26 protein-coding genes and 1 riboswitch are annotated in these 26,381 nt (G+C 62.0%); of the genes, 17 read left to right on the forward strand and 9 right to left on the reverse strand.

Annotated features, from left to right (window positions below; genetic code table 11):
- Nucleotides 1-21: 21 nt before the first annotated feature.
- A complete protein-coding gene (locus QCL51_RS03545; RefSeq protein WP_103443485.1) occupies nt 22-1,287 on the reverse strand; it encodes a uracil-xanthine permease family protein in 1,266 nt (421 codons plus the stop codon).
- A gap of 2 nt (nt 1,288-1,289) precedes the next feature.
- Nucleotides 1,290-1,928, reverse strand: a complete 639-nt coding sequence (gene upp, locus QCL51_RS03550) for a uracil phosphoribosyltransferase (protein ID WP_003247366.1) — start codon at nt 1,926-1,928, stop codon at nt 1,290-1,292.
- Between the two features lie 161 nt (nt 1,929-2,089).
- Between upp and QCL51_RS03555 the strand changes: the two genes are divergently transcribed.
- From QCL51_RS03555 to QCL51_RS03570, 4 genes are all read left to right on the forward strand, one after another.
- A complete protein-coding gene (locus QCL51_RS03555; RefSeq protein ID WP_103443486.1) occupies nt 2,090-2,647 on the forward strand; it encodes a hypoxanthine-guanine phosphoribosyltransferase in 558 nt (185 codons plus the stop codon).
- 2 nt (nt 2,648-2,649) lie between these two features.
- Nucleotides 2,650-3,123, forward strand: coding sequence for a WbuC family cupin fold metalloprotein (locus tag QCL51_RS03560; protein WP_103443487.1), 474 nt, complete (start codon nt 2,650-2,652; stop codon nt 3,121-3,123).
- A gap of 51 nt (nt 3,124-3,174) precedes the next feature.
- Nucleotides 3,175-3,645 carry a hypothetical protein gene (locus tag QCL51_RS03565; protein ID WP_103443488.1) on the forward strand — a complete coding sequence of 157 codons (471 nt, stop codon included), beginning with the start codon at nt 3,175-3,177 and terminating at the stop codon, nt 3,643-3,645.
- 68 nt (nt 3,646-3,713) lie between these two features.
- Nucleotides 3,714-4,004: a PA4642 family protein gene (locus QCL51_RS03570; protein ID WP_021783489.1), complete on the forward strand. Its 291-nt coding sequence runs from the start codon at nt 3,714-3,716 to the stop codon at nt 4,002-4,004.
- Between the two features lie 164 nt (nt 4,005-4,168).
- Here QCL51_RS03570 and mqo read toward each other — a convergent pair whose 3' ends face one another.
- Together mqo and QCL51_RS03580 are read right to left on the reverse strand one after the other, a co-directional pair.
- A complete protein-coding gene (gene mqo / locus QCL51_RS03575; RefSeq protein WP_021783488.1) occupies nt 4,169-5,677 on the reverse strand; it encodes a malate dehydrogenase (quinone) in 1,509 nt (502 codons plus the stop codon).
- Nucleotides 5,678-6,277: 600 nt separating this feature from the next.
- Nucleotides 6,278-6,511, reverse strand: a complete 234-nt coding sequence (locus QCL51_RS03580) for a hypothetical protein (RefSeq protein ID WP_028698060.1) — start codon at nt 6,509-6,511, stop codon at nt 6,278-6,280.
- A 145-nt stretch (nt 6,512-6,656) separates the two neighbouring features.
- Between QCL51_RS03580 and QCL51_RS03585 the strand changes: the two genes are divergently transcribed.
- Nucleotides 6,657-7,241 carry a YajG family lipoprotein gene (locus QCL51_RS03585; protein ID WP_021783486.1) on the forward strand — a complete coding sequence of 195 codons (585 nt, stop codon included), beginning with the start codon at nt 6,657-6,659 and terminating at the stop codon, nt 7,239-7,241.
- Nucleotides 7,242-7,315: 74 nt separating this feature from the next.
- On the opposite strand, the gene QCL51_RS03590 is transcribed toward QCL51_RS03585, so the two are convergent.
- Entirely contained in the window at nt 7,316-7,522 is a 207-nt protein-coding gene (locus QCL51_RS03590) for a hypothetical protein (RefSeq protein WP_031322363.1), read from the reverse strand.
- 160 nt (nt 7,523-7,682) lie between these two features.
- Here QCL51_RS03590 and QCL51_RS03595 point away from each other — a divergent pair, with 160 nt between their 5' ends.
- Entirely contained in the window at nt 7,683-7,943 is a 261-nt protein-coding gene (locus tag QCL51_RS03595) for a hypothetical protein (protein ID WP_021783484.1), read from the forward strand.
- 35 nt (nt 7,944-7,978) lie between these two features.
- On the opposite strand, the gene QCL51_RS03600 is transcribed toward QCL51_RS03595, so the two are convergent.
- Nucleotides 7,979-9,148, reverse strand: coding sequence for a 1-acyl-sn-glycerol-3-phosphate acyltransferase (locus QCL51_RS03600; RefSeq protein ID WP_014589682.1), 1,170 nt, complete (start codon nt 9,146-9,148; stop codon nt 7,979-7,981).
- Nucleotides 9,149-9,270: 122 nt separating this feature from the next.
- Between QCL51_RS03600 and QCL51_RS03605 the strand changes: the two genes are divergently transcribed.
- From QCL51_RS03605 to QCL51_RS03620, 4 genes are all read left to right on the forward strand, one after another.
- Complete coding sequence (locus tag QCL51_RS03605; RefSeq protein ID WP_010951999.1) at nt 9,271-9,456, forward strand: CPXCG motif-containing cysteine-rich protein; 186 nt, start codon at nt 9,271-9,273, stop codon at nt 9,454-9,456.
- On the forward strand, nt 9,456-9,716 hold the full coding sequence (locus QCL51_RS03610; protein ID WP_021783483.1) for a DUF2007 domain-containing protein: 261 nt from the start codon (nt 9,456-9,458) through the stop codon (nt 9,714-9,716). The genes QCL51_RS03605 and QCL51_RS03610 overlap by 1 nt, the downstream gene beginning before the upstream one ends.
- 15 nt (nt 9,717-9,731) lie before the next feature.
- Complete coding sequence (locus tag QCL51_RS03615) at nt 9,732-10,352, forward strand: SOS response-associated peptidase (RefSeq protein WP_021783482.1); 621 nt, start codon at nt 9,732-9,734, stop codon at nt 10,350-10,352.
- Between the two features lie 179 nt (nt 10,353-10,531).
- Nucleotides 10,532-11,350 carry a M48 family metallopeptidase gene (locus QCL51_RS03620; protein ID WP_021783481.1) on the forward strand — a complete coding sequence of 273 codons (819 nt, stop codon included), beginning with the start codon at nt 10,532-10,534 and terminating at the stop codon, nt 11,348-11,350.
- 42 nt (nt 11,351-11,392) lie between these two features.
- Here the strand turns inward: QCL51_RS03620 and QCL51_RS03625 are convergent, their stop codons facing one another.
- From QCL51_RS03625 to QCL51_RS03635, 3 genes are all read right to left on the reverse strand, one after another.
- Nucleotides 11,393-11,974: a TMEM165/GDT1 family protein gene (locus tag QCL51_RS03625; protein ID WP_172402786.1), complete on the reverse strand. Its 582-nt coding sequence runs from the start codon at nt 11,972-11,974 to the stop codon at nt 11,393-11,395.
- Between the two features lie 91 nt (nt 11,975-12,065).
- Nucleotides 12,066-12,205: riboswitch (yybP-ykoY riboswitch) on the reverse strand.
- A 39-nt stretch (nt 12,206-12,244) separates the two neighbouring features.
- Nucleotides 12,245-13,243, reverse strand: a complete 999-nt coding sequence (locus tag QCL51_RS03630) for a class I SAM-dependent methyltransferase (RefSeq protein ID WP_103443489.1) — start codon at nt 13,241-13,243, stop codon at nt 12,245-12,247.
- 54 nt (nt 13,244-13,297) lie between these two features.
- Nucleotides 13,298-14,263, reverse strand: coding sequence for a 2-hydroxyacid dehydrogenase (locus QCL51_RS03635; RefSeq protein ID WP_021783478.1), 966 nt, complete (start codon nt 14,261-14,263; stop codon nt 13,298-13,300).
- A gap of 274 nt (nt 14,264-14,537) precedes the next feature.
- Here QCL51_RS03635 and QCL51_RS03640 point away from each other — a divergent pair, with 274 nt between their 5' ends.
- From QCL51_RS03640 to QCL51_RS03670, 7 genes are all read left to right on the forward strand, one after another.
- A complete protein-coding gene (locus QCL51_RS03640; protein ID WP_028698062.1) occupies nt 14,538-16,220 on the forward strand; it encodes a fatty acid--CoA ligase in 1,683 nt (560 codons plus the stop codon).
- Between the two features lie 331 nt (nt 16,221-16,551).
- Nucleotides 16,552-18,438, forward strand: coding sequence for a DUF1302 domain-containing protein (locus QCL51_RS03645; RefSeq protein WP_021783476.1), 1,887 nt, complete (start codon nt 16,552-16,554; stop codon nt 18,436-18,438).
- Nucleotides 18,439-18,463: 25 nt separating this feature from the next.
- The gene (locus tag QCL51_RS03650; protein WP_021783475.1) at nt 18,464-19,828 is read left to right on the forward strand and encodes a DUF1329 domain-containing protein; all 1,365 of its coding nucleotides are present in this window, start codon (nt 18,464-18,466) and stop codon (nt 19,826-19,828) included.
- 334 nt (nt 19,829-20,162) lie between these two features.
- On the forward strand, nt 20,163-22,880 hold the full coding sequence (locus QCL51_RS03655; RefSeq protein ID WP_021783473.1) for a LuxR C-terminal-related transcriptional regulator: 2,718 nt from the start codon (nt 20,163-20,165) through the stop codon (nt 22,878-22,880).
- Nucleotides 22,881-23,039: 159 nt separating this feature from the next.
- On the forward strand, nt 23,040-24,647 hold the full coding sequence (locus tag QCL51_RS03660) for a tetratricopeptide repeat-containing response regulator (RefSeq protein ID WP_021783472.1): 1,608 nt from the start codon (nt 23,040-23,042) through the stop codon (nt 24,645-24,647).
- Nucleotides 24,644-25,336, forward strand: a complete 693-nt coding sequence (locus QCL51_RS03665) for a HAMP domain-containing sensor histidine kinase (protein ID WP_021783471.1) — start codon at nt 24,644-24,646, stop codon at nt 25,334-25,336. Before QCL51_RS03660 ends, QCL51_RS03665 begins: the two co-directional genes overlap by 4 nt.
- A 334-nt stretch (nt 25,337-25,670) precedes the next feature.
- Nucleotides 25,671-26,315 carry an MBL fold metallo-hydrolase gene (locus tag QCL51_RS03670; protein ID WP_021783470.1) on the forward strand — a complete coding sequence of 215 codons (645 nt, stop codon included), beginning with the start codon at nt 25,671-25,673 and terminating at the stop codon, nt 26,313-26,315.
- The last annotated feature ends 66 nt before the right edge of the window (nt 26,316-26,381 follow it).

The following is a 26,381-nucleotide window of genomic DNA, read 5'->3' on the forward strand; positions in this document are numbered from 1 at the left end:
GTGGCGGCCCCTTCCGACCGGTTATACATCCAGCTTCTTGTGCTTCCAGCCATCATTGCCCGGCAGAATCAGGTTCAGGGCAATAGCCACAATGGCGCACAGGGCGATGCCCTTCAGGCCCCAGTCATCCGGACCGTCACCGCTGCCGATCAGCACGCCGCCGATACCGAACACCAGTGTCACCGAGACGATCACCAGGTTGCGTGCTTCGGCCAGGTCGATCTGGTGGCGGATCATGGTGTTCATGCCCACCGCTGCAATCGAGCCGAACAGCAGGCACAAAATGCCGCCCATCACCGGCACCGGGATGCTCTGCAGCAGCGCGCCGAACTTGCCGATGAAGGCCAGGGTAATGGCGAAGACCGCCGCCCAGGTCATGATCTTCGGGTTGTAGTTCTTGGTCAGCATCACCGCGCCGGTCACTTCGGCGTAGGTGGTGTTGGGCGGGCCGCCGAACAGGCCGGCAGCAGTGGTGGCCAGGCCGTCGCCCAGCAAAGTCCGGTGCAGGCCGGGCTTTTTCAGGTAGTCACGGCCGGTCACGCTGCCCACTGCGATCACCCCGCCGATGTGCTCGATCGCCGGCGCCAGAGCAACCGGGACGATGAACAGAATGGCCTGCCAGTTGAACGCAGGGGCGGTGAAATTGGGGATTTCCAGCCACGGTGCGGCAGCGATCCTGGCGGTGTCGACTACGCCAAAGGCGAACGACAGGGCAAAGCCCACCAGCACGCCGGAGATGATGGGAACCAGGCGGAAAATACCTTTGCCGAATACGGCAACGATCAAGGTTGTCAGCAGCGCTGGCATCGAGATCAGCATGGCCGTCTTGTACGGCATCAGTGCTGTACCGTCCCCACCTTTGCCCATCGCCATGTTGGCGGCGATCGGTGCCATGGCCAGGCCGATGGAGATGATCACCGGGCCGATCACTACCGGCGGCAGCATGCGGTCGATGAAACCGGTGCCTTTGACTTTGACCATCAGCCCCATGAAGGTGTACACGAAGCCAGCAGCCATTACACCACCCATGGTCTCGGCAAGGCCGAACTGGCCTTTGGCGAGGATGATCGGCGTAATGAAGGCAAAGCTCGAGGCCAGGAACACGGGTACCTGACGACCGGTGACCAGCTGGAATAGCAGCGTGCCGATGCCGGCGGTGAACAGCGCGACGTTCGGGTCGAGGCCGGTGATCAGGGGCATCAGCACCAGCGCGCCGAATGCCACGAAGAGCATCTGCGCGCCCGAAACGACCTGGCGCCAGAGCGGGTCGTTGAAGCCGTCCTGCATGGTCAGGCGTCCTTTTGCTTGGTGCCGAAGATCTTGTCACCGGCATCGCCCAGGCCAGGCACGATGTAGCCGTGTTCGTTCAGGCGCTGGTCGATCGAGGCGGTGTAGATCTTCACGTCCGGGTGGGCTTTTTCCACCACCTCGATGCCTTCTGGCGCGGCGACCAGGACCATGGCGCGAATCTCTTTACAGCCGGCCTTTTTCAACAGGTCGATGGTGGCAACCATCGAGCCGCCGGTGGCCAGCATCGGGTCGATGATCAGGGCCAGGCGCTGGTTGATGTCCGGCGCGAGCTTTTCCAGGTAGGTATGGGCTTCGAGGGTTTCTTCGTTACGGGCAACGCCGACGGCGCTGACCTTGGCACCCGGAATCAGGCTGAGCACGCCGTCGAGCATGCCGATGCCGGCGCGCAGGATCGGCACTACAGTGATCTTCTTGCCGGCGATTTTTTCAACCGAGACCTTGCCACACCAGCCGTCGATCTCGTAGGTTTCGAGGGGCAGGTCCTGGGTGGCTTCATACGTCAGGAGCGCGCCGACTTCCTGGGCGAGTTCGCGAAAGTTTTTGGTACTGATATCGGCACGGCGCATCAGGCCGAGCTTGTGGCGGATCAGCGGATGGCGGATCTCACGAGTGGGCATAGGGGGGCTCCGAAAGGCGGGCAAAAAAACCGCGCTAGATTAATCTATTCAGCCTGTGCTGTCGTCTGGTCATTCTGGACGTTAGTCCATAAATGCTTGATCTGTGACGAGCGGATGCGTACCTTTGCCCGCTTTTCCAAAATGCACCCCCGGAGAGCGCCATGTCCGCCGATCTCGAGCATATCCGTCAAGTCATGCGTGAAGCTGACTGCCTGTACACCGAAGCCGAAGTCGAAGCGGCCATCGCCAAAGTCGGCGAGCAGATCTGCAAGGACCTGCACGACAAGAACCCGGTTGTGTTCTGCGTGATGAACGGCGGCCTGATCTTCTCCGGCAAACTGCTGACCCACCTGCAGTTCCCGCTGGAAGCTTCGTACCTGCACGCTACCCGCTACCGCAACCAGACCAGCGGTGGCGAGCTTTTCTGGAAGGCCAAGCCGGAAGTGTCGTTCATCGACCGTGACGTGTTGATCGTCGATGATATCCTCGACGAAGGGCACACCCTCAGCGCCATCATCGAGTTTTGCAAGCATGCCCGCGCCCGCTCGGTGTACACCGCTGTGCTGATCGACAAGGACCACGACCGCAAGGCAAGCCCTGACCTCAAAGCCAACTATGTGGGCCTGCCTTGTGTTGATCGCTATATCTTCGGTTACGGCATGGACTACAAAGGTTACTGGCGCAACGCTAACGGCATCTTCGCCGTAAAGGGGCTGTAACCGTGCGCCAGCCTGCGTTCATCGACCAATCGCTGTTCGCCGGGCTGGCCGAAAAGGCTACTGCCAACCCGCGCGGGCGGCAGCATCACACCTTCCATGAAATGGAAGATCCGTGCCATCGCATGGCGGTCGGGCTGCAACCGAGCACCTACATTCCGCCGCATCGCCATTTGAGCGCCGACAAGGCTGAAACCTTGATAGCGCTCAAGGGGCGCTTTGGCCTGTTGATCTTCGATGAGCAAGGCGCGGTCACTGACAAGCGGGTGCTGCAGGCCGGTGGCGACTGTCTGGGTGTGGATCTGGCGCCTGGTATCTACCATGGCTTGGTGGTGCTGGAGCCGGACAGTATGTTGTTCGAGTGCAAGGCTGGGCCATACCGACCGGTGGGCGAGGGTGAGCACGCACACTGGGCGCCGCGCGAGGGTGAAGCCGGTGTGGCCGATTACCTGGCCTGGATGCGCGCGCAGTTCGATTGATATCGGCTGTACCCGGCGTGCTAGAGTGCTCCTTCAGACAAGGAGCCTCACATGCGTGCGATTCTTCCCCTCCTGCTGGCGGTCAGTATGCCGCTCGCTGCCGCACCGCTGCACAGTCAGTTCCTGCCACCTGATGACCAGTCCCTGCGCCAGGAAGCGCCGACCAGCCAGCAATTGCTGCAGGTGACTGACTATTCGGTGGTCGTAGGGGCCCAGCGCCAGTCCGATCAGCAACCGATCCCGATCACATCGTCATTGCAGGTGCGTCTGAAGGGCAAGCCGCTGAGCAAGGGTGCGACCATTGCCCAGGTGCTGCTGACGTTCGATGGTGAGGCAGCCAAAAGCCTGAAAAAGCCAGTGTATGACGATAAAACCCGTACCTTGAGCCTGAATTACCCGGTCAGCAACTACCGGGTGGTCATGGACCTGCTGCGTAACGAAACCCTGTACGTGCAGTTTCTGACTTACGGCAACGGCCACATCTGGGCCGACCTGCACACCGGGACGGTACGTACGCGTTGAGGCGCGAAGCCTGCGGGGGGTAAACTGCCGGCCTTCGAAATTCAGTGATGGTCCAGTTGGAGTCGGCAATGCGTAAAGACAAGAAACAGGTAATCGGTGACGAAATCAGCGACGACTACGTCAAGTCGTTCCTTCAGTTCGAGCCGGCCGATGGTGTGACTTCGCCGTCGCTGCACAAGCTGGTCAAGGCCTACCGTGGCCTGCGCGTTGGCGACTTCGAGCGCTTTGTAGGCTTCTTCGTCGAAGCTGGCCTGGACCTGGATGGCAAGGACGAGCACGGCAAAACCTTCGTCGAGCAGATTGCCGACCAGCGCAATGCACCTGAGTACATCGAGATCATCGATAAAGCCCGCGGTTGATCTTCAACCTGTGCTGGCCCTTTCGCGGGCTCGCCCGCTCCCACAGGGATGAGGGCAGCGCCGAACCTGTGGGAGCGGGCAAGCCCGCGAAGAGGCCGGCACAGGCTGATAGGTCTCCAGGCACAAAAAACGCCCCGAGGGGCGTTTTTTCGTTAGCAGGCAGTTCAGGCGTAATGCTTGGCCGCCGGGCTGCTTTCTGCCAGGTCCAGGGCCGCGTCGTTATCGGCACTGATCTTGTGGTACAGCGCAGCATCGGTTGCCAGGGTCTTCTCGCGAGCCGGGAAGATTTCCTTGAGCTTGGCAGCCCAGGCACCCTTGGCCTGCTCGGGGAAGCAGCGCTCAATCAGTTCCAGCATGATCGATACGGTTACCGAGGCACCCGGCGATGCGCCGAGCAGTGCGGCCAGGCTGCCGTCCTGGGCCGAGACCAGCTCGGTACCGAACTGCAGCACGCCGCCTTTCTTCGGGTCTTTCTTGATGATCTGCACACGCTGACCAGCCACTTCCAGGCGCCAGTCCTCGGCCTTGGCCTGCGGATAGAAGCGACGCAGGGCTTCCAGGCGCTGCTCCATCGACTGCATCACTTCGCTGACCAGGTACTTGGTCAGGTCCATGTTGTCGCGGGCCACAGCCAGCATCGGGCCGATGTTGCCCATGCGCACCGACAGCGGCAGGTCCATCAGCGAGCCGTGCTTGAGGAACTTGGTGGTGAAGCCGGCATAGGGGCCGAACAGCAGCGAAGTCTTGCCGTCCACGACGCGGGTGTCCAGGTGCGGTACCGACATCGGCGGGGCGCCTACGGCGGCCTGGCTATACACTTTGGCCTGGTGCTGCTTGACGATTTCCGGGTTGTCGCAGCGCAGCCACTGGCCGCTGACCGGGAAGCCGCCGAAGCCTTTGCTTTCCGGAATGCCGGACAACTGCAGCAGCGGCAGAGCCGCGCCACCAGCGCCGAGGAAGACGAAGCGGGCGTCGACTTCACGGCTGCCGCCGCTGTTGACGTCCTTGATGCTCACGGTCCAGCCGCTGCCGTTACGGCGCAGGCCGACAACCTTCTTGCTGTACTTGACCTGCGCGTCCGGCGAGTCGCCCAGCAGCTTGAGCAGCTTGTTGGTCAGTGCGCCGAAGTTCACGTCGGTGCCTTTGGCCACGCGGGTAGCGGCGATGTGCTGGTCGGCCGGGCGGCCAGGCATCATCAGCGGCATCCAGTCGTTCATCACGGCCTTGTCTTCGGTGTATTCCATCTCGGCGAAGGCATGGTGCTGCTTGAGCAGCTCGAAGCGCTTCTTGAGGAAGGAAACACCCTTGTCACCCTCGACATAACTCAGGTGCGGGACAGGGTTGATGAAGGCACGCGCCGAGCCGAAGTTGCCCTTCTTGCACAGGTAGGCCCAGAACTGGCGCGAAACCTCGAACTGGGTGTTGATGTGCACGGCCTTCTTGATGTCGATGCTGCCATCGGCGGCCTGCGGCGTGTAGTTCAGCTCGCACAGGCCGGCGTGGCCGGTGCCTGCGTTGTTCCAGGGGTTGGAGCTTTCCGCGGCCCCGGAGTCCATCGCCTCGACGACCTCAAGCTTCAGGGTCGGGTCAAGCTCCTTCAGCAGTACGGCCAGGGTGGCACTCATGATGCCCGCGCCTACCAGTACCACATCAACCGATTCGTTCTGCGCCATTTAACGCGTCTCCACAATCTACAGCTACCTAATTGACAGCATAGGACCTGGGGTTGCCAGGGTCGCCATGTCCGACTTTTCGCAGTTCTTGCAACTTCCGCGGACACCGCCAATCAGTCTTCGGGTTCGGGTATTGAACGCCGTTTGCCACAGGTGCGGCAATTCGACTTATGGTCAAGGTGTCGTGCGTGCGTTATGGAACGGTTCAGACACTCATACAGGATGAGCGCATCTGCCGCCTGTTCAGGGCTGTTCGGGACACATCTGCCGCTTTTGCACATGCCAGACTGTTCATTTGCTCGCCACACTCTTGTGAAGTTGTGAAAACCGTTTTTTCACGCTCTTTTGGAGACGTGAACCTCAAAAGGGGACTGCGCGATGGCAACCCGCAGGTTCATGCAGTGTGAAGGGCCGGAAAAACAGGCACGACAGCCGATGCAAGACCTGAGTGGAAGGCTCTCTGTGGGCGAAGCGGTGAAGTTGCCGGGGTCAATCGGCGGATGCGGGGCCCGATCAGGAGACGTCCTTATAATCGGGGGGAGATTATAGCGATGTCGCGGGCAGAAATGTCGCCATTCGTGGTTTTTATTGCAGCGTTTGTCAGACAGCGAGGAGGCGCTGGTGCCAACGGCGGCTTGCGCGGGCGCAAACCCGGGCTTCGATGGGCAGCTCGCGCCCCAGCCAGGCTAGCTGAATTTCGCTGACCTGCACCCAGTCGATGCCGCTTGGTGCCTGGCTGCATTGCTTGAAGGCCAGGCATTTGCCATCAGCGTCAAGGCGGGCATAAGCGTTGTGGCGCGGCCGTTGGAAGAGCAGAGTCCAGAGCGAGGCCATGGCGGCGAGTCCTTTGCGTTAGGGCTTGGCGCAAGGATAAGGGAGTGGCCATGAAACGATTGTGACAACCGGGGCGGGCCGATGACTGGTCTGTGCCTGGCTGGGTATACTGTGGGCCTTTGCCGCATTTTCTGGAGAAACGCGCATGTTGCAACGTCTGTTGTTCGGTTTGATCGCCGTGGCCAGCCTCAGCCTGGTCGGTTGTGCCCACAGCCCGCAACAACTCAATCCGCAACCCACGCTCAAGGCCCAGCTGGCCCCGGTCGGCCATGGCCAGCCGGTAGTGGTCCGGGTAGTGGATGGGCGGCCTTCGCAGTCCCTGGGTACCCGCGGTGGCATGTACCCCGAGACCAGCACCATCAGTGTCAGCGGTAATGACGTGGTGCCCAAGCTGCAGGCTCAGGCTGAAGCGGCTGTGCGCCTGCTCGGCTTCACCCCGACCCCGAACGCCGGCAATGCACCGCAGCTGACCGTGACCCTGGCTGAGCTGAAGTACCAGTCGCCCAAAGACAACCTTTACGTGACCGAGGCCACCATCGGCGCCACCTTCCGTGCTGATGTGACCAATGGTGGCCGCCGTTACAGCGGCCGTTATGGCGCTTCGCTGGACCAGCGTTTCGGCATGGCGCCGAATCAGGACACCAATAACCAGCTGGTGGGTGATGTGCTGAGCGATGCCCTGACCCGCCTGTTCAAGGACCCGAGCATCGGGCAGGTGCTCGGTCAGTAAGCTTCAGGTTGTACAAGAAAACCCGCTGCCTGAGTGACAGGCCGCGGGTTTTTTATTGTCCGGTCGGCGCAGGCTCACGCAGCTTCTATGTGGAAATCCAGCAAGCTGAATCCTGTGCCTGCATGCACTTCGGGCAAATCCTCATGCGCGTGCCCGCCAAGCGCACAGTAGACCAGCCACTGGCGGTCCTGCACATTGATGGCAAAACCATCGATCAACGCCTGTTGTTCATCGCTCTGGGCAACGAGGTAGAGGCGGTCCTGGTTTTCGGCGTGCAACATGAAAAGGCTCCGGGCCATGAAAAGGCCGACAGGGTCGCCTGTATTGATGACGAGCGGATGACAGATGAAATTTAATGACAGTTTGTCGCCAAGGCCGGGCACCAAGGTGCGACTTGGGTAGAATGCTGGCCTTTGCCGTTGCTCACACCGAGGTTGCGTGATGTCCTTGCAAGTGCTCTGGGGGTTCCTGGCCGCCCACCCCACCAAGCTGATCAACCTGCTGGCGCTGCTGCTGACCTGCCCGGGCGGTTTGCTGCTGCACAGTGCTCGGCGGCGCGAGGCCGAAACCCGCGAGTACATGGCAGCAGACGAGGGGGTCGTGGACGCGTTCGACCTTCGGGTGCCGAAATACTTCTACATTCTTGGCTTTTCGTGCCTGGCGATGGCGCTGCTGCTGTCCTGGTTCAGCACCTGGGTCTGAGAACCATCGGGGCCGCAAGGCAGCCCCGAACCTGATCAGGCTACAGGTGCCTGCTGTCTGACCTGGTACTGGTTGCGCACCGGCGTCGCATACTGCAACACCAGGTAAGGCCGCTGCTCTTGCGGGCAGGCATCCAGACGCCGTTGCCATTCTTCCTTGGCCTTGGCCAGCTCATCCGCCGGGAACACCTTCTCAGCGCTTGGCACCTGCAGGGCTTCGTCCTTGCCCTCCCACATCGCATACGCCAGGTAATGCACCGGGAACAGTCGGTAGCCCCCCAGAATCTGCCGGTCGATCTCCGCAGCCAGCTGCTTGGTGTCTTCGTGGTATTCGGTTACTGGCGGCGCAAAGTTGATGTGCACGCGGCCCTTGTAGCCGGTAATGCCTTTGGCAATGCTGTTGTCATCTTCGCCCGGCGCCTTCTTGTAGGTGCCGGTGGTGGCGCGGATGTACAGCTCCCGGGCCTTGGCCTGGTCGCACGGGTCGTACTCGTAGCTGATCGACACCGGGGTCAGGTTCAGGCTCTGGATCACTGCACCGAACGGCTCGTCCTTGCGGCTCATGTGGAACATCTTGAGGATCGCCGAGTCGGTGCGGTCGTCACCGTCCTTGGCCCGACCTTCGGCCTGGGCGATCCAGATCGAGGTGGCATCGTTACGGATCGAGTGGTTGATGTAGGCCGATAGCAGTTGGTAAGCAGCCAGTTTTTCGCGTCGCCCGCTGATCGAACGGTGCACGATGAAGCTCTTGTTCAGGCGCATCATGTCGCTGACAAAGGGCTTTTGCAGCAGGTTGTCGCCAATGGCGATGCGCGGCGTGGGCAGGCCGGCGTGGTACACCGCATAGTTGACGAAGGCCGGGTCCATGACGATGTCACGGTGGTTGGCCAGGAACAGGTAGGCGGTGCCGGCCTTGAGCTGTTCCACACCCGAGTAGGTGACGCCGTCGGTGGCGCGATCGATGGTCTGGTCGACGTAGTACTCGACTTTGTCCTGCAAGGTCGAGACACAGGTAACGCCGGCGAATTCCTTGCGCAGGCGGCGTGCAATCAAGGGCTTGAGCAACCAGCCGAGAGCACCGGCCGCCCGCGGAAAGCGGAAGTGGGTGAGGATATCGAGGAATGCCGGGTCGCTGAGCAGGCGTGCCAGAACGGCAGGGACCTCAGCGTCGTCGTATGGTCGGATGGCATCGAATTCGCCCATCATGCTCTCTTGTTGGAAACGGCTAGGGTAATAAGGTAGGGACGGGCTCCGAAAAACGGCTCGGACGCACACAGACCCTGTAAACAGACCGGCAATTATACGCATAAGTCACTGCGGAGGCCGCGATGCTGGAAACCGACTTCTATGATTGCCCTTATTGTGGCGAACGTGTGGAAACTACCGTCGATCTATCTGCTGGCGACCAGGTTTATACCGAGGATTGCCAGGTGTGCTGCCAGCCTGTGGTGTGCATTCTGCAGGTGCACGGTGACGAATGGATGCTTGAAGTCCGCCGCGAGGACGACACCTGATGCAGCGCATCTATGAACCGGAAAGCCTGCTCGAGGCGCAAATGCTGGCGGGCATGCTTGCCAGCGAAGGGATCGAGGTACATGTGGTCGGCCGTGACCTGCTCGGTGCTGCCGGCGAGCTGCCTTTGCAGGGGCTGCTGGGGCTCATTGTCGCTGATGAGCAGGCCGAATGCGCACGGCGTCTGATCGATGCGTACAATGATGCCCAGCCATTGGTTGGCGACGAACCGGAGGATGTCCCCGGTACCTTGATCTGCTAGGTTCTGAATTCGCCCATGTGTGGACGTTACGCCCTGTTTCGCTGGCCCCAGGCCCTTGCCAGTCTGCCGGGCTTCCCCGTCGGCCAGCCGGCCCAATGGAATATATCGCCTGGGGCGTCGGTGCTGATCCAGCGTCAGCTTGACGGCCAACAGCAACTGGCCAAGGCGCGCTGGGGGTTGACCCCGGCCTGGCTCACCGACCTGTCCCGTACCCCCGCCCATGCCCGGGCCGAAACGCTGGCCGAGCAACCGATGTTTCGCGATGCATTTCGCCAGCGTCGCTGCCTGATGCCGGCCAACGGCTTTTACGAATGGCGTGGCAACGTGCGCAAACGCCCGTTCTGGTTGACCCCGGGGGAGGGCGCGTCGTTGTACTTTGCGGCGGTTTGGGAAGCCTACCCGGTGCAGGACCAGGTATGGCTGAGTTGCGCGGTGGTGACCCAGGCCGCCATGAACCAGCGCCGGCCGCTCATCCTCGACGAAGCGGGGCAGGCGGCCTGGCTTGACCCGGACACGCCGGTTGCCCGTTTGCACGAGCTGCTGGCCAGCCCGCCGGCGACGTTGCGTGAGCGAGCCTTGGCCAATTTCGTCAATGACCCGAAGCTGGATGCGCCGGAGTGTTTGACCCCGGCTTGATAGGTTGTCTGCGCCGGTCCTTTGGCGGGCAAGCCCGCTCCTACAACGGTCGTGTTCCCCTGTGCGGACGGGCTTGCCCGCGAAGGGATCGGTACAGGCGACGAAAATCTTCCCTGCGGCTATGGCAGCCACTGGCGACTCGGCCTAGGATACGGCGCATGTAAAAAGGGAGTGTTTTCATGCGTAAGTCTTTTGTCGTCAGCCTGTTGAGTGCTGGCATCCTGCTGGCCGGCTGCCAGGCGGTGAATACCACCAGCGGCGGTGCTGTTGGCGTCGAGCGCCAGCAGTACATGTTCAGCATGCTCTCGACCGACGAGGTCAATCAGATGTACGCCCAGTCGTATCAGCAGACCCTGGGTGAAGCATCGAGCAAGGGTGTGCTCGACAAGTCCAGTGCCGATGCCAGGCGTGTGCAGGCCATTGCCAACCGCCTGATTGCCCAGGCGCCCAAATTCCGCCCGGATGCCGCGCAGTGGGACTGGCAAGTCAACGTGATCAAGAGTGACGAACTGAACGCCAACTGCGGCCCGGGCGGCAAGATCATCGTTTACACCGGGCTGATCGATCAGCTCAAGCTCACCGATGCGGAAATTGCCGCAGTGGTAGGGCACGAGATTGCCCACGCCTTGCGTGAGCATAGCCGCGAGGCCATGTCCAAGGCATACGGTGTGGAAATGGCTCGCCAGGGTGCCGGTGCCATCTTCGGCCTCGGCCAGAGCAGCATGGCCATGGCCGACACGGTGGTGAACTACGCCATGACCTTGCCCAACAGCCGGGCCAACGAGAACGAGGCCGACCTCATTGGCCTGGAGCTGTCGGCCCGTGCCGGCTACGACCCGAATGCCGCGATCACCTTGTGGAACAAGATGAGCAAGGCTTCCGAAGGTGCACCGCCTGAGTTCATGAGCACTCACCCGGCGTCCGCGAGCCGCATTGCTTCGCTGCAGGCGGCGATTCCGAAGGTGATGCCGCTGTATCAGGCTGCAGCCAAACCGTAACTGCCTGAATGCAGGGGCTGCATGGCAGCCCCCGCTTTCCCTTTACCCAATCCAGCCACTGGTCTTCATTGCCGAATAGACGGCCACGATCGCCAGCACGAAGAACGCCGTTGCCGCCAGGCGGCGAATCAGCGTCAACGGCAGTTTGTCAGCCGCGAAGTTGCCCGCCAGCACCACCGGCACGTTGGCAATCAGCATGCCCAGGGTAGTGCCGATAATGACCATGATCAGGTGCGGATACTGCGCGGCCAGCATCACGGTAGCGACCTGGGTCTTGTCGCCGATTTCGGCCAGGAAGAACGCAATCAGTGTCGTCAGGAACGGCCCGAAACGGCGAGCCGGGTTCTCGTCGTCATCCATTTTGTCCGGCACCAGGGTCCACAGTGCGGTGGCGGTAAAGCTCGCGGCCAGGATCCAGTGCAGCGCCGATTCGCTGAAGAAGCTGCCGACCCAAGCCCCCACGGCACCAGCCGCGGCATGGTTGGCCAGGGTGGCGGCGATGATGCCGGCGATGATCGGCCAGGGTTTGCGGAAGCGGGCAGCGAGAATGAGTGCGAGCAGTTGCGTCTTGTCGCCGATCTCGGCCAAGGCAACGATAGCGGTGGGGACCAACAGAGATTCCAGCATCAGGATTCCTACGGGGGCGGGTCGACACGGCTATGACACGTACAGCCTCCCCGCCCCGGGTAAGGTGTGCGTGTCATAGGTCTTGTCAAACCCTCGATCCGTCTATGCGGATCTCGCCATGCAGGCTTGCATGGTGGGTCGCACGCGCCATGGTCTGTGGACCAAGTATGTTGACGCGTACCGGGCGAGCTGGGTGCTCGCGGGAGACTACTCCCCTAGGACGGTGCGGATTCTGCCTAGGCAAAACGCTTTCGGCAAGCGCTGTTTTTATCCGTGAGTTGCCTGGTAGATGCGGAAACCGTCGGCCTCGTCACGTACCTGACAGTTGCCCAATGCCCCTTCGATCAGTGGCTGGTAGCGCAGGAAGCTGTTGGCAACCAAGCGTATTTCGCCACCTTTTCGCAGATGAACGGCCGATTTTTTCAGCAAGTTTTCTGAAGCTTGATAGTTGGTATGAACGCCGGTGTGGAACGGCGGGTTGCTCAGGATAAGGCTCAGTTCGGTAGGGGCTGCGTCAATGCCATCGCCGCTGATCACTTCGCCTTCCAGGCCGTTGGCAGCCAGCGTCAGGCGGCTGGCGGCCACGGCGAAGGCATCCACGTCCAGCAAGGTCACCCGGCTTTGTGGGTATCGGCGTTTGAGCGTGGCACCCAGCACCCCGGCACCACAGCCAAAGTCCAGCATGTGGCCATCGGCCAGGCCGTCAAGATGCTTCAGTAGCAGGGCAGTACCTCGGTCGAGTCGGCCATGGCTGAATACCCCAGGCAGGCTGACCACCTGAAGCGGGCCGTCTTCCAGGGCCAGCTCGAAGCGCTCGGCCAGGCTTTCCAGCGGTTTTGCCTGTGGCGCCTGGTCGATGGTCACTTGCCACAGCTGGCAGTGCCGGGCACTGTCGAGTTTGCGTGGCTTGCCAAAGGCCTGCAACTGCTTGGCCGCGCCCTCGATGCCACCGCGCTTCTCACCGACCAGGTACAGCTCACGGCCAGCCAGGCGCGACGCCAGGGCGTTGAGCAGGTAGGCGGCCAGCTCGCGGGATTTGGGCAGGAACAGCACGGCGCTGTCGAATGCTGTTTCAGGGGCCTCGACGCCGTAATGGCTGCGGCCTGCGAAACGGCTTTCGAGCATGGCCTGATCGCCGGCATGCCAAGTCCAGGCCTGGGCCTGAGGCAACTGGCCGAGCAGGTCGTCGGCGGGGGCGCCGGCGATCAGCAGCGGCCCCTGAAACAGCTCTGCCTGGCGGAGCAACACTTCACTGCGCGGGTCCATGGACGACGTCTCCTGGAAAAAAGTGGCGCAGTGTAGCAGAGGCAGGCGCCTGGCTCAGCTGACCACGCGGCGTGGCTGCCCGGCGAAGAAGGCTTGGGCGTTCTCGCTGAGCTGGCCGACGATGCGCTGGCGGGACTCTACGGCACCCCAGGCGCTGTGCGGGGTGATGATCAGGCGCGGGATGCCGGGCTCCAGCAGCGGGTTGCCGTTGACCGGCGGCTCCACGCTCAGCACATCGGTGGCCGCGCCGCCCAAGTGACCACCGCGCAGGGCGTCTGCCAACGCCTGTTCGTCGATCAGGCCGCCGCGGGCGGTGTTGACCACCAGCGCATTGGGCTTGAGCAGCGCCAGTTCGCGGGCACCGAGCATATGCCGGGTGTACTCGTTCAGCGGGCAGTGCAGGGTCAGGGCGTCGACTTGCGGCAGCAACTCGTCCAGCGGTAGCCGGTCGGCGCGCTCCGGGCGGCCAGGGATCTGCCCGCTCAGTACGCGCATACCGAAGGCTTCGGCCAGCCTCGCCACGGCGCCGCCCAGTTCACCGTGGCCGAGCAGACCGAGGGTTTTGCCTTCCAGTTCGACGATAGGAAAGTCCAGCAGGCAGAACTGGCTGGCCTTGGCCCACTGGCCTTCGGCTACCGCCTGGTTGTAATCGCACAGCCGGGTGGCCAGGGCCAGCAGCAGGGCCAGGGTATGCTGGGCGACAGACGGCGTGCCGTAGCCCTGGCAGTTGCATACGGTGATGCCCTGGGCGCGGGCGGCGGCCAGGTCGACATTGTTGGTGCCGGTAGCGGCCACCAGGATCAGCTTCAGTTGCGGGTTGGCGGCCAGGGTCGCGGCATCGAGCATGACTTTGTTGCTGACCACTGCCACGGCGCCCTGCAAGCGTTCTGCAACCTGTTCCGGGCGGGTCGCGGCGAACAGTTCGAACGCGTCGAACTGCTGCTTCAGGGGTGAAAGGTCGAGGTCGCCAAGGTCCAGGGACTGGTGATCGAGAAACACGGCGCGACGCGGGCTGGGCATGAAGATCTCCGGTGGCAGGGAGGGATAACGGTGTTGTGGCCATTCGCGGGCACCACAACCCTTGCGGGAGCGGCCTTGCCCGCGAAGAGGCCCTCAGCTTCGGCACAAAACTGAAGCCGACGCCGCAGTGTCTAGCTCAACCTTGCCGCCCGTCAACGCCCACCACTCATACCTCTGCCACGCAAATCATTCCTTCGGCTGATTTAGCCGTCATATTGGCGGACTACAGTAATCCCCAGACTTGTCCGGCCCGCTTTTCAGAAAAGGGATACCCATGTTGCAGACGCGCATCATCAAGCCCGCCGAGGGCGCCTATGCCTATCCACTGCTGATCAAGCGCCTGCTGATGTCCGGCAGCCGCTATGAAAAGACCCGCGAAATCGTCTATCGCGACCAGTTGCGGCTGACGTATCCACAGCTCAACGAGCGCATTGCCCGTCTGGCCAATGTGCTGACCGAGGCCGGGGTCAAGGCCGGGGACACCGTGGCGGTGATGGACTGGGACAGCCATCGTTACCTGGAATGCATGTTCGCCATCCCGATGATCGGTGCCGTGGTGCACACCATCAACGTGCGCCTGTCGCCCGAGCAGATCCTTTACACCATGAACCACGCCGAAGACCGAGTGGTGCTGGTCAACAGCGACTTCGTCGGCCTGTACCAGGCCATTGCCGGGCAGCTGACCACTGTCGACAAGACCTTGCTGCTGACCGATGGCCCGGACAAGACTGCCGAACTGCCCGACCTGGTCGGCGAGTATGAGCAGCTGCTGGCTGCTGCCAGCCCGCACTACGACTTCCCGGACTTCGACGAGAACTCGGTAGCCACCACCTTCTACACCACTGGCACCACCGGTAACCCCAAGGGCGTGTATTTCACCCATCGGCAACTGGTACTGCACACACTGGCCGAAGCCTCGGTCACCGGCAGTATCGACAGCGTGCGCCTGCTGGGCAGCAACGACGTGTACATGCCCATCACCCCGATGTTCCACGTACATGCCTGGGGCATCCCCTACGCTGCCACCATGCTCGGCATGAAGCAGGTGTACCCGGGGCGCTACGAGCCAGACATGCTGGTCAAGCTCTGGCGCGAAGAGAAGGTCACCTTCTCCCACTGCGTACCGACCATCCTGCAGATGCTGCTCAACTGCCCGAACGCCCAGGAGCAGGACTTCGGCGGCTGGAAGATCATCATCGGCGGCAGTTCGCTCAACCGGTCGCTGTACCAGGCCGCCCTGGCACGCGGCATCCAGCTGACCGCCGCGTACGGCATGTCGGAAACCTGCCCGCTGATCTCGGCCGCACACCTGAACGATGAACTGCAGGCCGGCAGCGAGGATGAGCGCGTCACCTATCGAATCAAGGCCGGTGTGCCGGTGCCGTTGGTCGAAGCGGCCATCGTCGACGGCGAAGGCAACTTCCTGCCCGCCGATGGTGAAACCCAGGGCGAGTTGGTACTGCGTGCGCCGTGGCTGACCATGGGCTACTTCAAGGAACCGGAGAAGAGCGAGGAGCTGTGGCAGGGAGGCTGGCTGCACACCGGTGACGTCGCCACCCTCGACGGCATGGGTTACATCGACATCCGCGACCGCATCAAGGATGTGATCAAGACCGGCGGCGAGTGGGTTTCCTCGCTCGACCTGGAAGACCTGATCAGCCGCCACCCGGCCGTGCGCGAAGTGGCGGTGGTGGGGGTGGCCGACCCGCAGTGGGGTGAGCGCCCGTTTGCCCTGCTGGTGGTACGGGACGGCCACGATATCGACGCCAAGGCGCTGAAGGAACACCTCAAGCCGTTCGTCGAGCAAGGTCATATCAATAAGTGGGCGATTCCAAGCCAGATCGCCGTTGTTACTGAAATTCCCAAGACCAGTGTCGGCAAGCTCGACAAGAAACGCATCCGCCAGGACATCGTCCAGTGGCAGGCCAGCAACAGCGCATTTCTTTCCACGTTGTAACCTTTGTGCGGGTCGCGTACGTCAGGGCGCGACCCGCATGCTAGAGAGCCCGCCGCCTTGCCAAACGGCAGAAATGCGCCATCCTTGAGCACTGCCAGCCCGCAACCGGAGCAAAACGGCAGCGAGTTGGTGGCATGGAGCGCAAATCACACTTTAGAGGGATCAAGCGCCTGTGCCTGCTGGCTATAGTCGGGGCCAGGGGATTTTCAGGAATGGGGGAGGGCGACATGCGCAAGCTGTGTCGCCGCAGGTGCAAGCCTGCAAACCGGTCGCTCGGGCCGTTCTTGAAAGGACTCACTGCCATAACAAAAAAGTACATGGAGTAGCGTCGATGAAATCTGCAAACCTGTTCTGGCGCCGGGCCAAGCTGCCCTTGGCCGTCAGCCTTGCTTCCACGCTCGCAAGTCCTGCTTTCGCTGTCAGTTTCAACATTGGTGAAATCGAAGGCCAGTTCGACTCCTCGCTCTCCATCGGCGCCAGCTGGTCGACGGCCAACCCCAACAAGAACCTGATAGGGGTTAACAACGGCGGCAAGGGCCTGTCACAGACATCCGACGATGGCCACCTGAACTTCAAGAAGGGCGAAACCTTCTCCAAGATCTTCAAAGGCATTCATGACCTGGAGCTCAAGTACGGCGACACCGGTGTGTTCGTCCGTGGCAAGTACTGGTACGACTTCGAACTGAAGGACGAAAACCGCGAGTTCAAGGACATCAGCGACTCCAACCGCAAGGAAGGCGCCAAGTCGTCCGGCGCCGAGCTGCTCGACGCCTTTGTCTACCACAACTACGCCATCGGCGATCAGCCTGGCTCGGTGCGTTTTGGCAAGCAGGTGGTGAGCTGGGGCGAAAGTACCTTCATCGGCGGCGGCATCAACTCGATCAACCCCATCGACGTGTCGGCGTTCCGCCGCCCCGGGGCCGAGATCAAGGAAGGTCTGATTCCGGTCAACATGTTCTACATCTCGCAGAGCCTGACCGACAACCTGTCGGCCGAGGCCTTTTATCAGCTTGAGTGGGACCAGACGGTCGTCGACAACTGCGGCACCTTCTTCTCCCAGCCGGACATCATTGCCGACGGCTGTACCGACAACTTGCGTGTGCTCAATAGCAGCCGCACGGTGCCGGGTGCTGCGCAGCAGTTCCTCGCCACGCAGGGCGTGAACATCAACGAAGAGGGTGTGATGGTGCGCCGTGGTGCCGACCGCGATGCGCGTGACAGCGGCCAGTTCGGTGTGGCCATGCGCTATATGTTCGAGCCGTTGGACACGGAGTTCGGCGCCTACTTCATGAATTACCACAGCCGTGCACCCATCTTCAGTGCCACAGGGGCCCCGCCGTCCGTGTTCGCCGGGCTGAGCGCCCTGCCTGCACAGCTGCGCGCCTTGGCGCCTCTGATCGTGGCAGGTAATTCCGAGTACTTTGTGGAATATCCCGAGGATATCCGCCTTTATGGCTTGAGCTTCTCCACTACGTTACCCACCGGCACCGCCTGGAGCGGTGAAATCAGCTATCGCCCCAATGCGCCAGTGCAGCTCAATACCACGGATATCCTGTTCGCCGGTGTCCGTCCAATCGGCGGCGCGTTGAGCAACGCATCGTTGCTGACCGGTACGCCGGGACAGGACCTGCACGGGTATCGCCGCAAGGAGATCACTCAGTTCCAGACCACCCTGACCCACTTCTTCGACCAGGTGATGGGCGCCAGCCGGATGACTGTAGTCGGTGAAGTGGGTGTGACCCATGTCGGCGGCCTGGAGAATGCCCACGATACCCGCTATGGCCGCGACCCGGTGTTCGGCCCAGGTCCGTTGCCATCCACCGGTGGTGCCGATACCTGCCAGGCGCTCAATGGCAGCACCATCGCCGGCGCTGGTGCGGGGGCACCCACCACCAACCTGAACCGCAAATGCGAGAACGACGGCTACACCACCAGCACGTCCTGGGGTTATCGCGCCCGGGTCATCTGGGACTACAACGACGTTTTCGCGGGTATCAACCTGAAGCCGAGCGTGGCCTGGTCGCATGATGTCTCCGGCTACTCGCCCGGCCCTGGCGGCAACTTCGAGGAAGGCCGCAAGGCAGTCAGCCTGGGCCTGGATGCCGAGTATCAGCAAACCTACACGGCGAGCCTCTCGTACACCAATTTCTTCGACGGCAAGTACAGCACCGTGGATGACCGCGACTTCGTCGCCCTCAGCTTCGGCGTGAACTTCTAAGCATACAGATCCAGGACGACACGACATGAACAAGACCAGAAGTCTGCTGCAAGCCGGTGTACTGGGCCTGTCCCTGCTGGCGACCAGCGTCATGGCTGCGGTATCCGCCGACGAGGCGGCCAAGCTGGGCAGCACCCTGACCCCGATGGGCGCCGAGAAGGCCGGCAACGCCGACGGCTCCATCGGCCCATGGGAGCCGCTGTCGAAGACCGCAGGCAGCGTCGACGGCAAGGGCTTCCTGTCCGATCCGTACGGCAGTGAAAAGCCGCTGTTTACCATCACGGCGCAAAATGCCGACCAGTACAAGGACAAGCTCTCGCCGGGCCAGATGGCCATGCTCAAACGCTACCCGAGCACCTACAAGATCCCGGTGTTCAAGACCCATCGCGGCGCAACCGTTCCGGCCGATGTGTTCGCGGCCATCAAGGAAAACGCTACCAAAACCACCCTGGTGGAGGGCGGTAACGGCCTGAGCAACTTCCGCACGGCGGTGCCGTTTCCGATCCCGAAAAGCGGCCTGGAGGTGATCTGGAACCACATCACCCGCTACCGCGGCGGCAGTGTCAGCCGCCTGGTGACCCAGGCCACGCCGCAGCAGAACGGCTCGTTCAACCCCGTGTACTTCTCCGACCAGTTCGTCTTCCGCGACAAGATGAAGGACTACGACCCGAACAACCCGGGCAACATCCTGTTCTACTTCAAGCAGGAAGTCACTGCGCCTGCGCGCCTGGCCGGGACTGTGCTGTTGGTGCACGAAACCCTCGACCAGGTGAAGGAGCCGCGCAAGGCGTGGATCTACAACGCCGGCCAACGCCGTGTGCGCATGGCACCCCAAGTGTCGTATGACGGCCCGGGTACCGCCGCAGACGGCCTGCGTACATCGGACAACCTGGACATGTTCAACGGTGCACCCGATCGTTATGACTGGAAGCTGGAAGGCAAGAAGGAACTGTACATCGCATCGAACGCCTTCAAACTGGATGATCCGAAGCTCAAGTATGCCGACATCATCAAGGCCGGGCACATCAACCAGGACCTGGCCCGTTACGAGCTGCGCCGCGTCTGGCACGTAGTTGCAACCCTCAAGCCGGGCCAGCGGCACATCTACGCCAAGCGTGATTTCTACATCGATGAGGACACCTGGCAGGCAGCAGTGATCGACCAGTACGACGGCCGTGGCCAACTGTGGCGCGTGTCCGAGGCCCACGCTCAGCCTTATTACAACGTGGAAGTGCCTTGGTACACCCTGGAAGCCATCTACGACCTGCAGTCCGGTCGTTACCTGGCCCTGGGCATGAAGAACGAAGAGAAACGCGCCTACGATTTTGGCTTCAGTGCCAGCAAGGCCGACTTCCAGCCAGCGGCGCTGCGTCAGTCGGGTATTCGCTAAGCTGAAATCACTGAAATCCGTGTGATCCCCAGAACGCCCCGGCTCGCCGGGGCGTTTCTATTTCCTGAACCGGCCTCTTCGCGGGTGAACCCGCTCCTACAGGTTCCGCGCAGCCCTGTAGGAGCGGGTTCAACCGCGAAGAGGCCGGACAAGGCAATAAACCTCCTGAATACCTCCCCAAACCCCCGCCCCAGCCCCTGTCCATCAGTCATGTTGCTTTTTGTCGCAGTCTTTTCCATGGCAAATGCGCCCATCATCTTCAAATGCGCCGCATTACCCGCTAGTCTCGCAAGCATCCATACCGCCGTTGTCTTCCAACCAGAACGAGCCGGCCATGACAGATTTGTCCCGTACGCATGGATTCGCGAGTCAGGCCCTTGGCCTGCGGGACGGGCGTTTCTTCCGGCCGCCGCTGCCGGATGGCCATGTGCCGCGCCTGCGTTTGTGCCAGCGGCTGGAAGCCGGCTTGGGCGGGCGACTGTTGCTGGTCAATGCCCCGGCGGGTTTCGGCAAAAGCTCCCTGGCCATCGAGTTTTGCGAAGCATTGCCCGAGCACTGGCGCAGCCTGTGGCTGGGCCTGAGCCAGCGGGATGCCGACCCTGGCCGCTTTCTTGAGCGCTTGCTTGAAGGCCTGCAGCAGTACTGCCCGGCCCTGGGCGGCCAGGCCATGGGCCTGCTGAAAATGCGCCAGCGCCACCAGCCGTTTGCCTTTGAAGAATGGCTAGATGGCCTGCTCGATGAGCTGGCGCTGTACCTGCAGGCCGATACGCCGCTGCTGCTGGTACTGGACGACTATCACCTGGCCCAGGGGCCGGTGCTCGACCGCTGCTTGCAGTTCTTCCTCAATCACCTGCCCCCCGGCCTGGTACTGCTGGTGACCAGCCGCCAGCGGCCAGACTGGCACCTGGCGCGCCTGCGCCTGTCCCGGCAGTTGGTCGAGCTTAACGAACAGGATCTGCGCCTCACCGCAGATGAGTCGCTGGCAGTGATCGGCCGCCAGCCTACCGGCCTGCGCGGCCAGGCGCTGGACAACCTGATCCAGCGCAGCGACGGCTGGGTGGCCGGGTTGCGTTTCTGGCAGCTGGCGGCCAGCGACAGCGCTGACGAGCAAGCCTTGCCCCAGGCGCTGCATGGTGGCGAGGGCCTGATCCGCGACTACTTGCTTGAAGAGGTCATCGACAGGCTACCAGCAGACGTGCAGGCCTTCTTGGACGAAACCGCCTGCCAGGAGCGATTCTGCGCTCCACTTTGCGATGCGCTGCGTGGCCGCCACGACAGTGCCGCCGTCCTGAGCTTCCTGCAGGCGCATCAGGTGTTCCTGGTGCCGCTGGACGAGCATGGGCACTGGTTCCGCTACCACCATTTGTTCTCCGACCTGCTGCGCAGCCGCCAGGCCAGCGAATCACTGGTGGCTCTGCATTTGCGAGCCTGCCGCTGGTTTGAAGCCCAGGGCCTGCTGGATGAGGCGGTGGAGCAGGCTTTGCGTGCCGGCCACCTCGATGTTGCCGCCGACCTGGTGCAGAGCCTGTCCGAGGAGCAACTGCTGGCCGAGCAGAACGTCGGCATGTTGCTGCGCTGGAAGATGGACCTGCCCGACAGCCTGTTGATCAGCACGCCGCGGCTGATCGTGCTGTACAGCTGGGCGTTGGGCCTGGCTTGCCAGCTGGATGCTGCCGAGGAACTGGCCGGCTACCTCAGTCGTTTTTTGCCCGCGCCTTCGGCGACTGCGCAGAAGTCGATGCTGGCCCAATGGCTGGCACTCAGTGGGGTCATTGCCCGAGGCCGTGGCGATCGCGAGCGCACCTTGGCCTATTGCGGCGAAGCGCTACAAAGCCTGCCGAGCAAGCGCTATGGCCAACGCCTGGTGTGCTTGTCGACGCTGTCCAACCTGGCCATTGCCGATGGTGACTTCTGGCGGGCCCGAGGCTGGAACCGTGAAGCCCTGGAACTGGCCCAGCGTGTCGGCAACCCCTTGTTCGAGGCGCTGGCTCATTACGACCGGGCGCGGGTGCTGCATGCCCGTGGCGAGGTGCTGCGCGCGTTGGACGAAGTGCGCCAAGGGCTGCAACGTCTGCAAGGGCTTTCGGCGCAGCGGCTGTATGCCGTGCGTGCGCGCCTGACGCTTTACGAAGGTTACCTGCTGGTCTCGCGCCTGCAGCCGGCTCAGGGCCGGGCGCGTTTGCGCGCGGGGCTGGGTGAGGCGCGGGCGTGCCGGGACATCAGTGTGCTCATCGGCCATTGCGTGATTGCCACGCTCGATGGCAGGGAAGGTCACTTTGCCGAGGCCTTTGCCGAACTGGCCGAGGCCGAGCGTTTGATGCATATATGGGATGTGCCCCCGGTCTACTATCTGGCCATGATTACCCTGGTCAAATGCGAACTGTGGCTGGCCCAGGGGCGTACTGACCTGGCGGAGTCCTGGCTGCAGCGCCTGGGCCAGACCTATGGTGGCGAGCAGCCGGCGGTGCCACCGGAATTCCATCCGCTGCTGCCTTTGCACATTGCGTTGCAGCAGGCATTGCTCGATCGTATCCAGTTGCGTAGCGACGATGCCGTGCAACGCCTGGCTTGCCTGGTAGAGCGCGGCCAGGCCAGTGGCGGCATGATGCTCGCCGTAAGCGCCCTGTGCCAATGGCTTTCCCTGCTGTTGGACGAAGGCAAGGAAGGGCAGGCCGCGCAGTTGCTGCCCAGTTTGCTGGAGGCGGCTCATGGCGGCGTGATGCAGCCGATGCAGCCACTTCTGGAAAAACACCCGCAATGGCTTCATGAACAACTGCAGGCAGGTGCCGTTTGCCCGGTGCAGGCTGAACTGCTCAAGCATCTGCCGCCAGTGCCAATCGCCAGTACGGGCAACGGCGAAGCGCTGAGTGGTCGTGAGTTGGCCGTGCTCGAACTGATTGCCCAGGGCTGTTCCAATCAGCAGATCAGCGAGCGGCTGTTCATTTCCCTGCACACGGTGAAGACCCACGCCAGTCACATCAACAGCAAGTTGGGTGTGGAGCGGCGCACCCAGGCGGTGGCCAAGGCCAAATCCCTGGGGTTGCTGGCGTGATACTGGCTCTGTAGGTCATTGTTCGTTAAAGCGATGGCCTGGCGCCATGGTTCGTGGCCGGCAATGCTCTATCCTCATCTTTCCCGACCAGCTGCCGATACAGCTATCGGTGGCATCGCCTCGCGCGATTTTTCAATCATTCCAAGGCAGGTCGTGTTGATGCTGCAGTACGGGCAAAAGAGCTTTCTGATCGTCGACGACTTTACCGACTTTCGTACGTCGACCCGTTCCATGCTGCGCGAGTTGGGCGTGCGCGATGTGGACACCGCTGACAGCGGCGAGCAGGCGCTGCGCATGTGCGCGCAGAAGCGCTATGACTTCATCCTGCAGGACTTCCATCTGGGCGATGGCAAGAAGAACGGGCAACAGGTGCTTGAAGACCTGATCATCGACAAGCACATCAGCCATGAATGCGTGTTCATCATGGTCACCGCCGAGAGCAGCCAGGCGATTGTCCTCAGCGCCATCGAGCACGAGCCCGATGCCTACCTGACCAAACCGTTCAACCGGGTTGGCCTGGCCCAGCGCGTCGAGAAACTGTTCCAGCGCAAGACGTTGCTAAAGCCGATCCTGCAAGCGCTGGACCGCAACCGCCCGGCCGAAGTACTGGCGGCCTGCGCCGAGCTGTGCAAGAGGGATCCGCGCCTGGCTCCATTGTGCTTGCGCTACCGGGCCGATGCCCTGCGCAACCTCAACCGCTTCGAGGAACTGGAAAAGTTCCTCAAGGCCATCCTGGCCAGCCGCCCGCAGCCGTGGGTTTACGCCGCGTTGGGCGCACTGATGCACAAGCGTGGTCAAAATGCCCAGGCCCAGGGTGTATACGAGCAGGCGCTCAAGGCGTTCCCGATCATGCCAGGCCTGTACGATGGCATGGCCGAGGTGCTGGTGGCTCAGGGCGATACCCGGCGCGCGCAGAACTTGCTTGAAGAAGCCGTGCGCCTGTCGCCATTGTCGGTGCGTCGGCAGTCGACACTGGGCAAGCTGGCGCTGGAGAACGAAGACTTCGAGAGCGCATCGAAGGCGTTTCGCCATGCGGTGAACCAAGGGCAAAGTTCGCGTTACAAGGATGCCGAAAACAACCTTGGCCTGGTCCAGGCGTTGATGAGCAAGAATGCAGGCTTCGGCCTGGACGCCCGTACCCGGGTCGAGATCAACACCACGCTCAGCGAGGTAGCCAAGGAAAACCCCGAGGACCAAGGCCTGCAGGTGCGTGCGCGGATGATGAAGGCTGCCAGCCTGCAGCAGGCCGGTGACCCGGAAACGGCCGGCAAGCTGACAGAACAGGCGATTCAGCGCCTGGACAAGATGAACCAGTTCTTCTCGGTCGATTCAGCCCTGACCGTCGCTGCGCAATTGCAGGCAATGGGGCAGGAAGCCGCTGCCATCGGAGTGCTGAGGAGTTGTGTGGAAAGTTATGGCGATGACCCCAAGGTCATGGAGAAAGTGGGCAAGCTGACGGATGACCCCAGCGTGCTCAACGCCATTACCGAAGCCGTCACCCTCAATCGTCAGGGGGTACGCAGTTACCAGGGAGGGCAGCTTGGAGAGGCGTTGCAGATGTTCCGAAAGGCATTGGGTTTACAGCCGAAGAACATCAGCATCGCCCTCAACACCGCCCAGGCGCTGCTGCGCATCGGCGGTGACAACCCTCAGCCTGCGATCATGCAGGAGTGCCGCGACGCCCTCACCAGCGTGGCCGGTATCCCTGCCAGCGACAATCGCTATGACCGTTACCGCAAACTGCATATCCGAGTGTTCGGCGCATGAATCAAGACAATCAGGGGCTGGATTTTTCCACGGTGATCGCCTCCACCGTGCACGACCTCAAAAGTTCATTGTCGGCGCTGATCCAGTCCCACAGCCAGTGGGTGGAACGCTTGCCCGAGGAGCTGCGTGGCGGTGCCGAACAAGGGATCATGGAGCATGAATTTCGTCACCTCAACGGCATGCTGGTGCAGTTGCTGGGCTTATACAAACTGGGTGTGAACCAGTTGCCGGTATGCCCGGACTACCATGAGCTGGATGATTTCATCGAAGCCCAGCTGGCGGCGCACGAGGAAGTACTCAAGCACAACGACATTCTCGCCACCTGGCGCATCGACACCGATAACCCGCTGGGTTTCTTCGACCGCGAACTGGTGGCCTCGGTGATCTCCAACGTTATCACCAACGCCACCCGCTTTGCCGGGCACGCCTTGCTGATCACCATCGAAGAGGCCGATAACCAGTTGGCCATTTGCGTCAATGATGACGGCCCGGGTTATCCAAAGCACATGCTCGAGCGCCAGGAGGAGTACATCCAGGGCATTGACTCGACCAGCGGCAGCACTGGCCTTGGGCTGTATTTTGCGGCGCGGATTGCAGCGTTGCATGAAAGCGGTGGTGCGCGTGGGCGGATCGAGATATCCAACGGCGGGGCGCTTGGGGGCGGGTTGTTCAGGTTATTCCTGCCTTGAGGTATTGGGTGCCTGGGCGATCGAGCGCCGCCCGCGCGGCGCATCGCGAGCAAGCTCGCTCCTACATTTGTTTCGGGCCAGTATTGCCTGCACCCACGCGCGCGACCGCCTTGTTTGTTCCACGCAATATCCAGGTGGGCACCAAGGTGGCGCGCACCTCCGCCTCAGGAATAACTGGCCCGCAACAAATGTAGGAGCGAGCTTGCTCGCGATGCGCCGCGCGGGCGGCGCTCGATCTCACAGGCGCCACTTCGCTCAAGACATGAACCTCGTGCACCCACCCCATTTTCCTGTCAGGCTCCCAGCAGAACCCAGCTTCACCTGCGAGAACACCATGACCCAAGCCCCGCCTGCTCTCATCCGCGAAACCTTCCCCGTCGGCCCCTTGCAGTGCAACTGCACGCTGATCGGCGACCCCCTGACCAAGAAAGCCATTGTCGTCGACCCGGGTGGTGACGTGGACAAGATCCTTGCCCGCCTGCAGGCCCACGGCCTGACGCTGGTGAGCATCATCCATACCCATGCGCACTTCGACCACTTCCTCGCGTCAGGCAAGCTCAAGGAGCTGACGGGTGCCACGCTGCACCTGCACAAGGACGACCAAGTGCTGTGGGACAACCTCGAGATGCAGTGCCAGATGTTCGGTGTACCTTACACCCCGGTACCGGCACCGGACCGCTGGCTGGGCGATGACGAAGAACTCGCCTGCGGCTGCGGGGTGGCGCTGCATACGCCTGGCCATACCCCGGGCTCGATGAGCTTCTGGTTTGCCGATGCCAAATTGTTGATTGCCGGTGACACCCTGTTCCGTCGGGGTATTGGCCGCACTGATTTGTGGGGTGGCGACCAGCGGGCAATCGTGCGCTCCATCAAGGAGCGGCTGTACCGGCTGGACGAAGAGGCCATCGTGGTGACCGGCCACGGGCCCGACACCCGTTTGGGCGACGAGATGCGCGAAAACCCGTTCGTGCGTGCCTGATGGCACATGAAGGCACTTTCATGGAATTTTTCGTTGCCGATGCAATCCAAGGCTGGCATAGATCCC

Source organism: Pseudomonas sp. LTR0 (genome assembly GCF_036630035.1).
In the GTDB taxonomy this organism is placed as follows: Bacteria; Pseudomonadota; Gammaproteobacteria; order Pseudomonadales; family Pseudomonadaceae; genus Aquipseudomonas; species Aquipseudomonas putida_Y.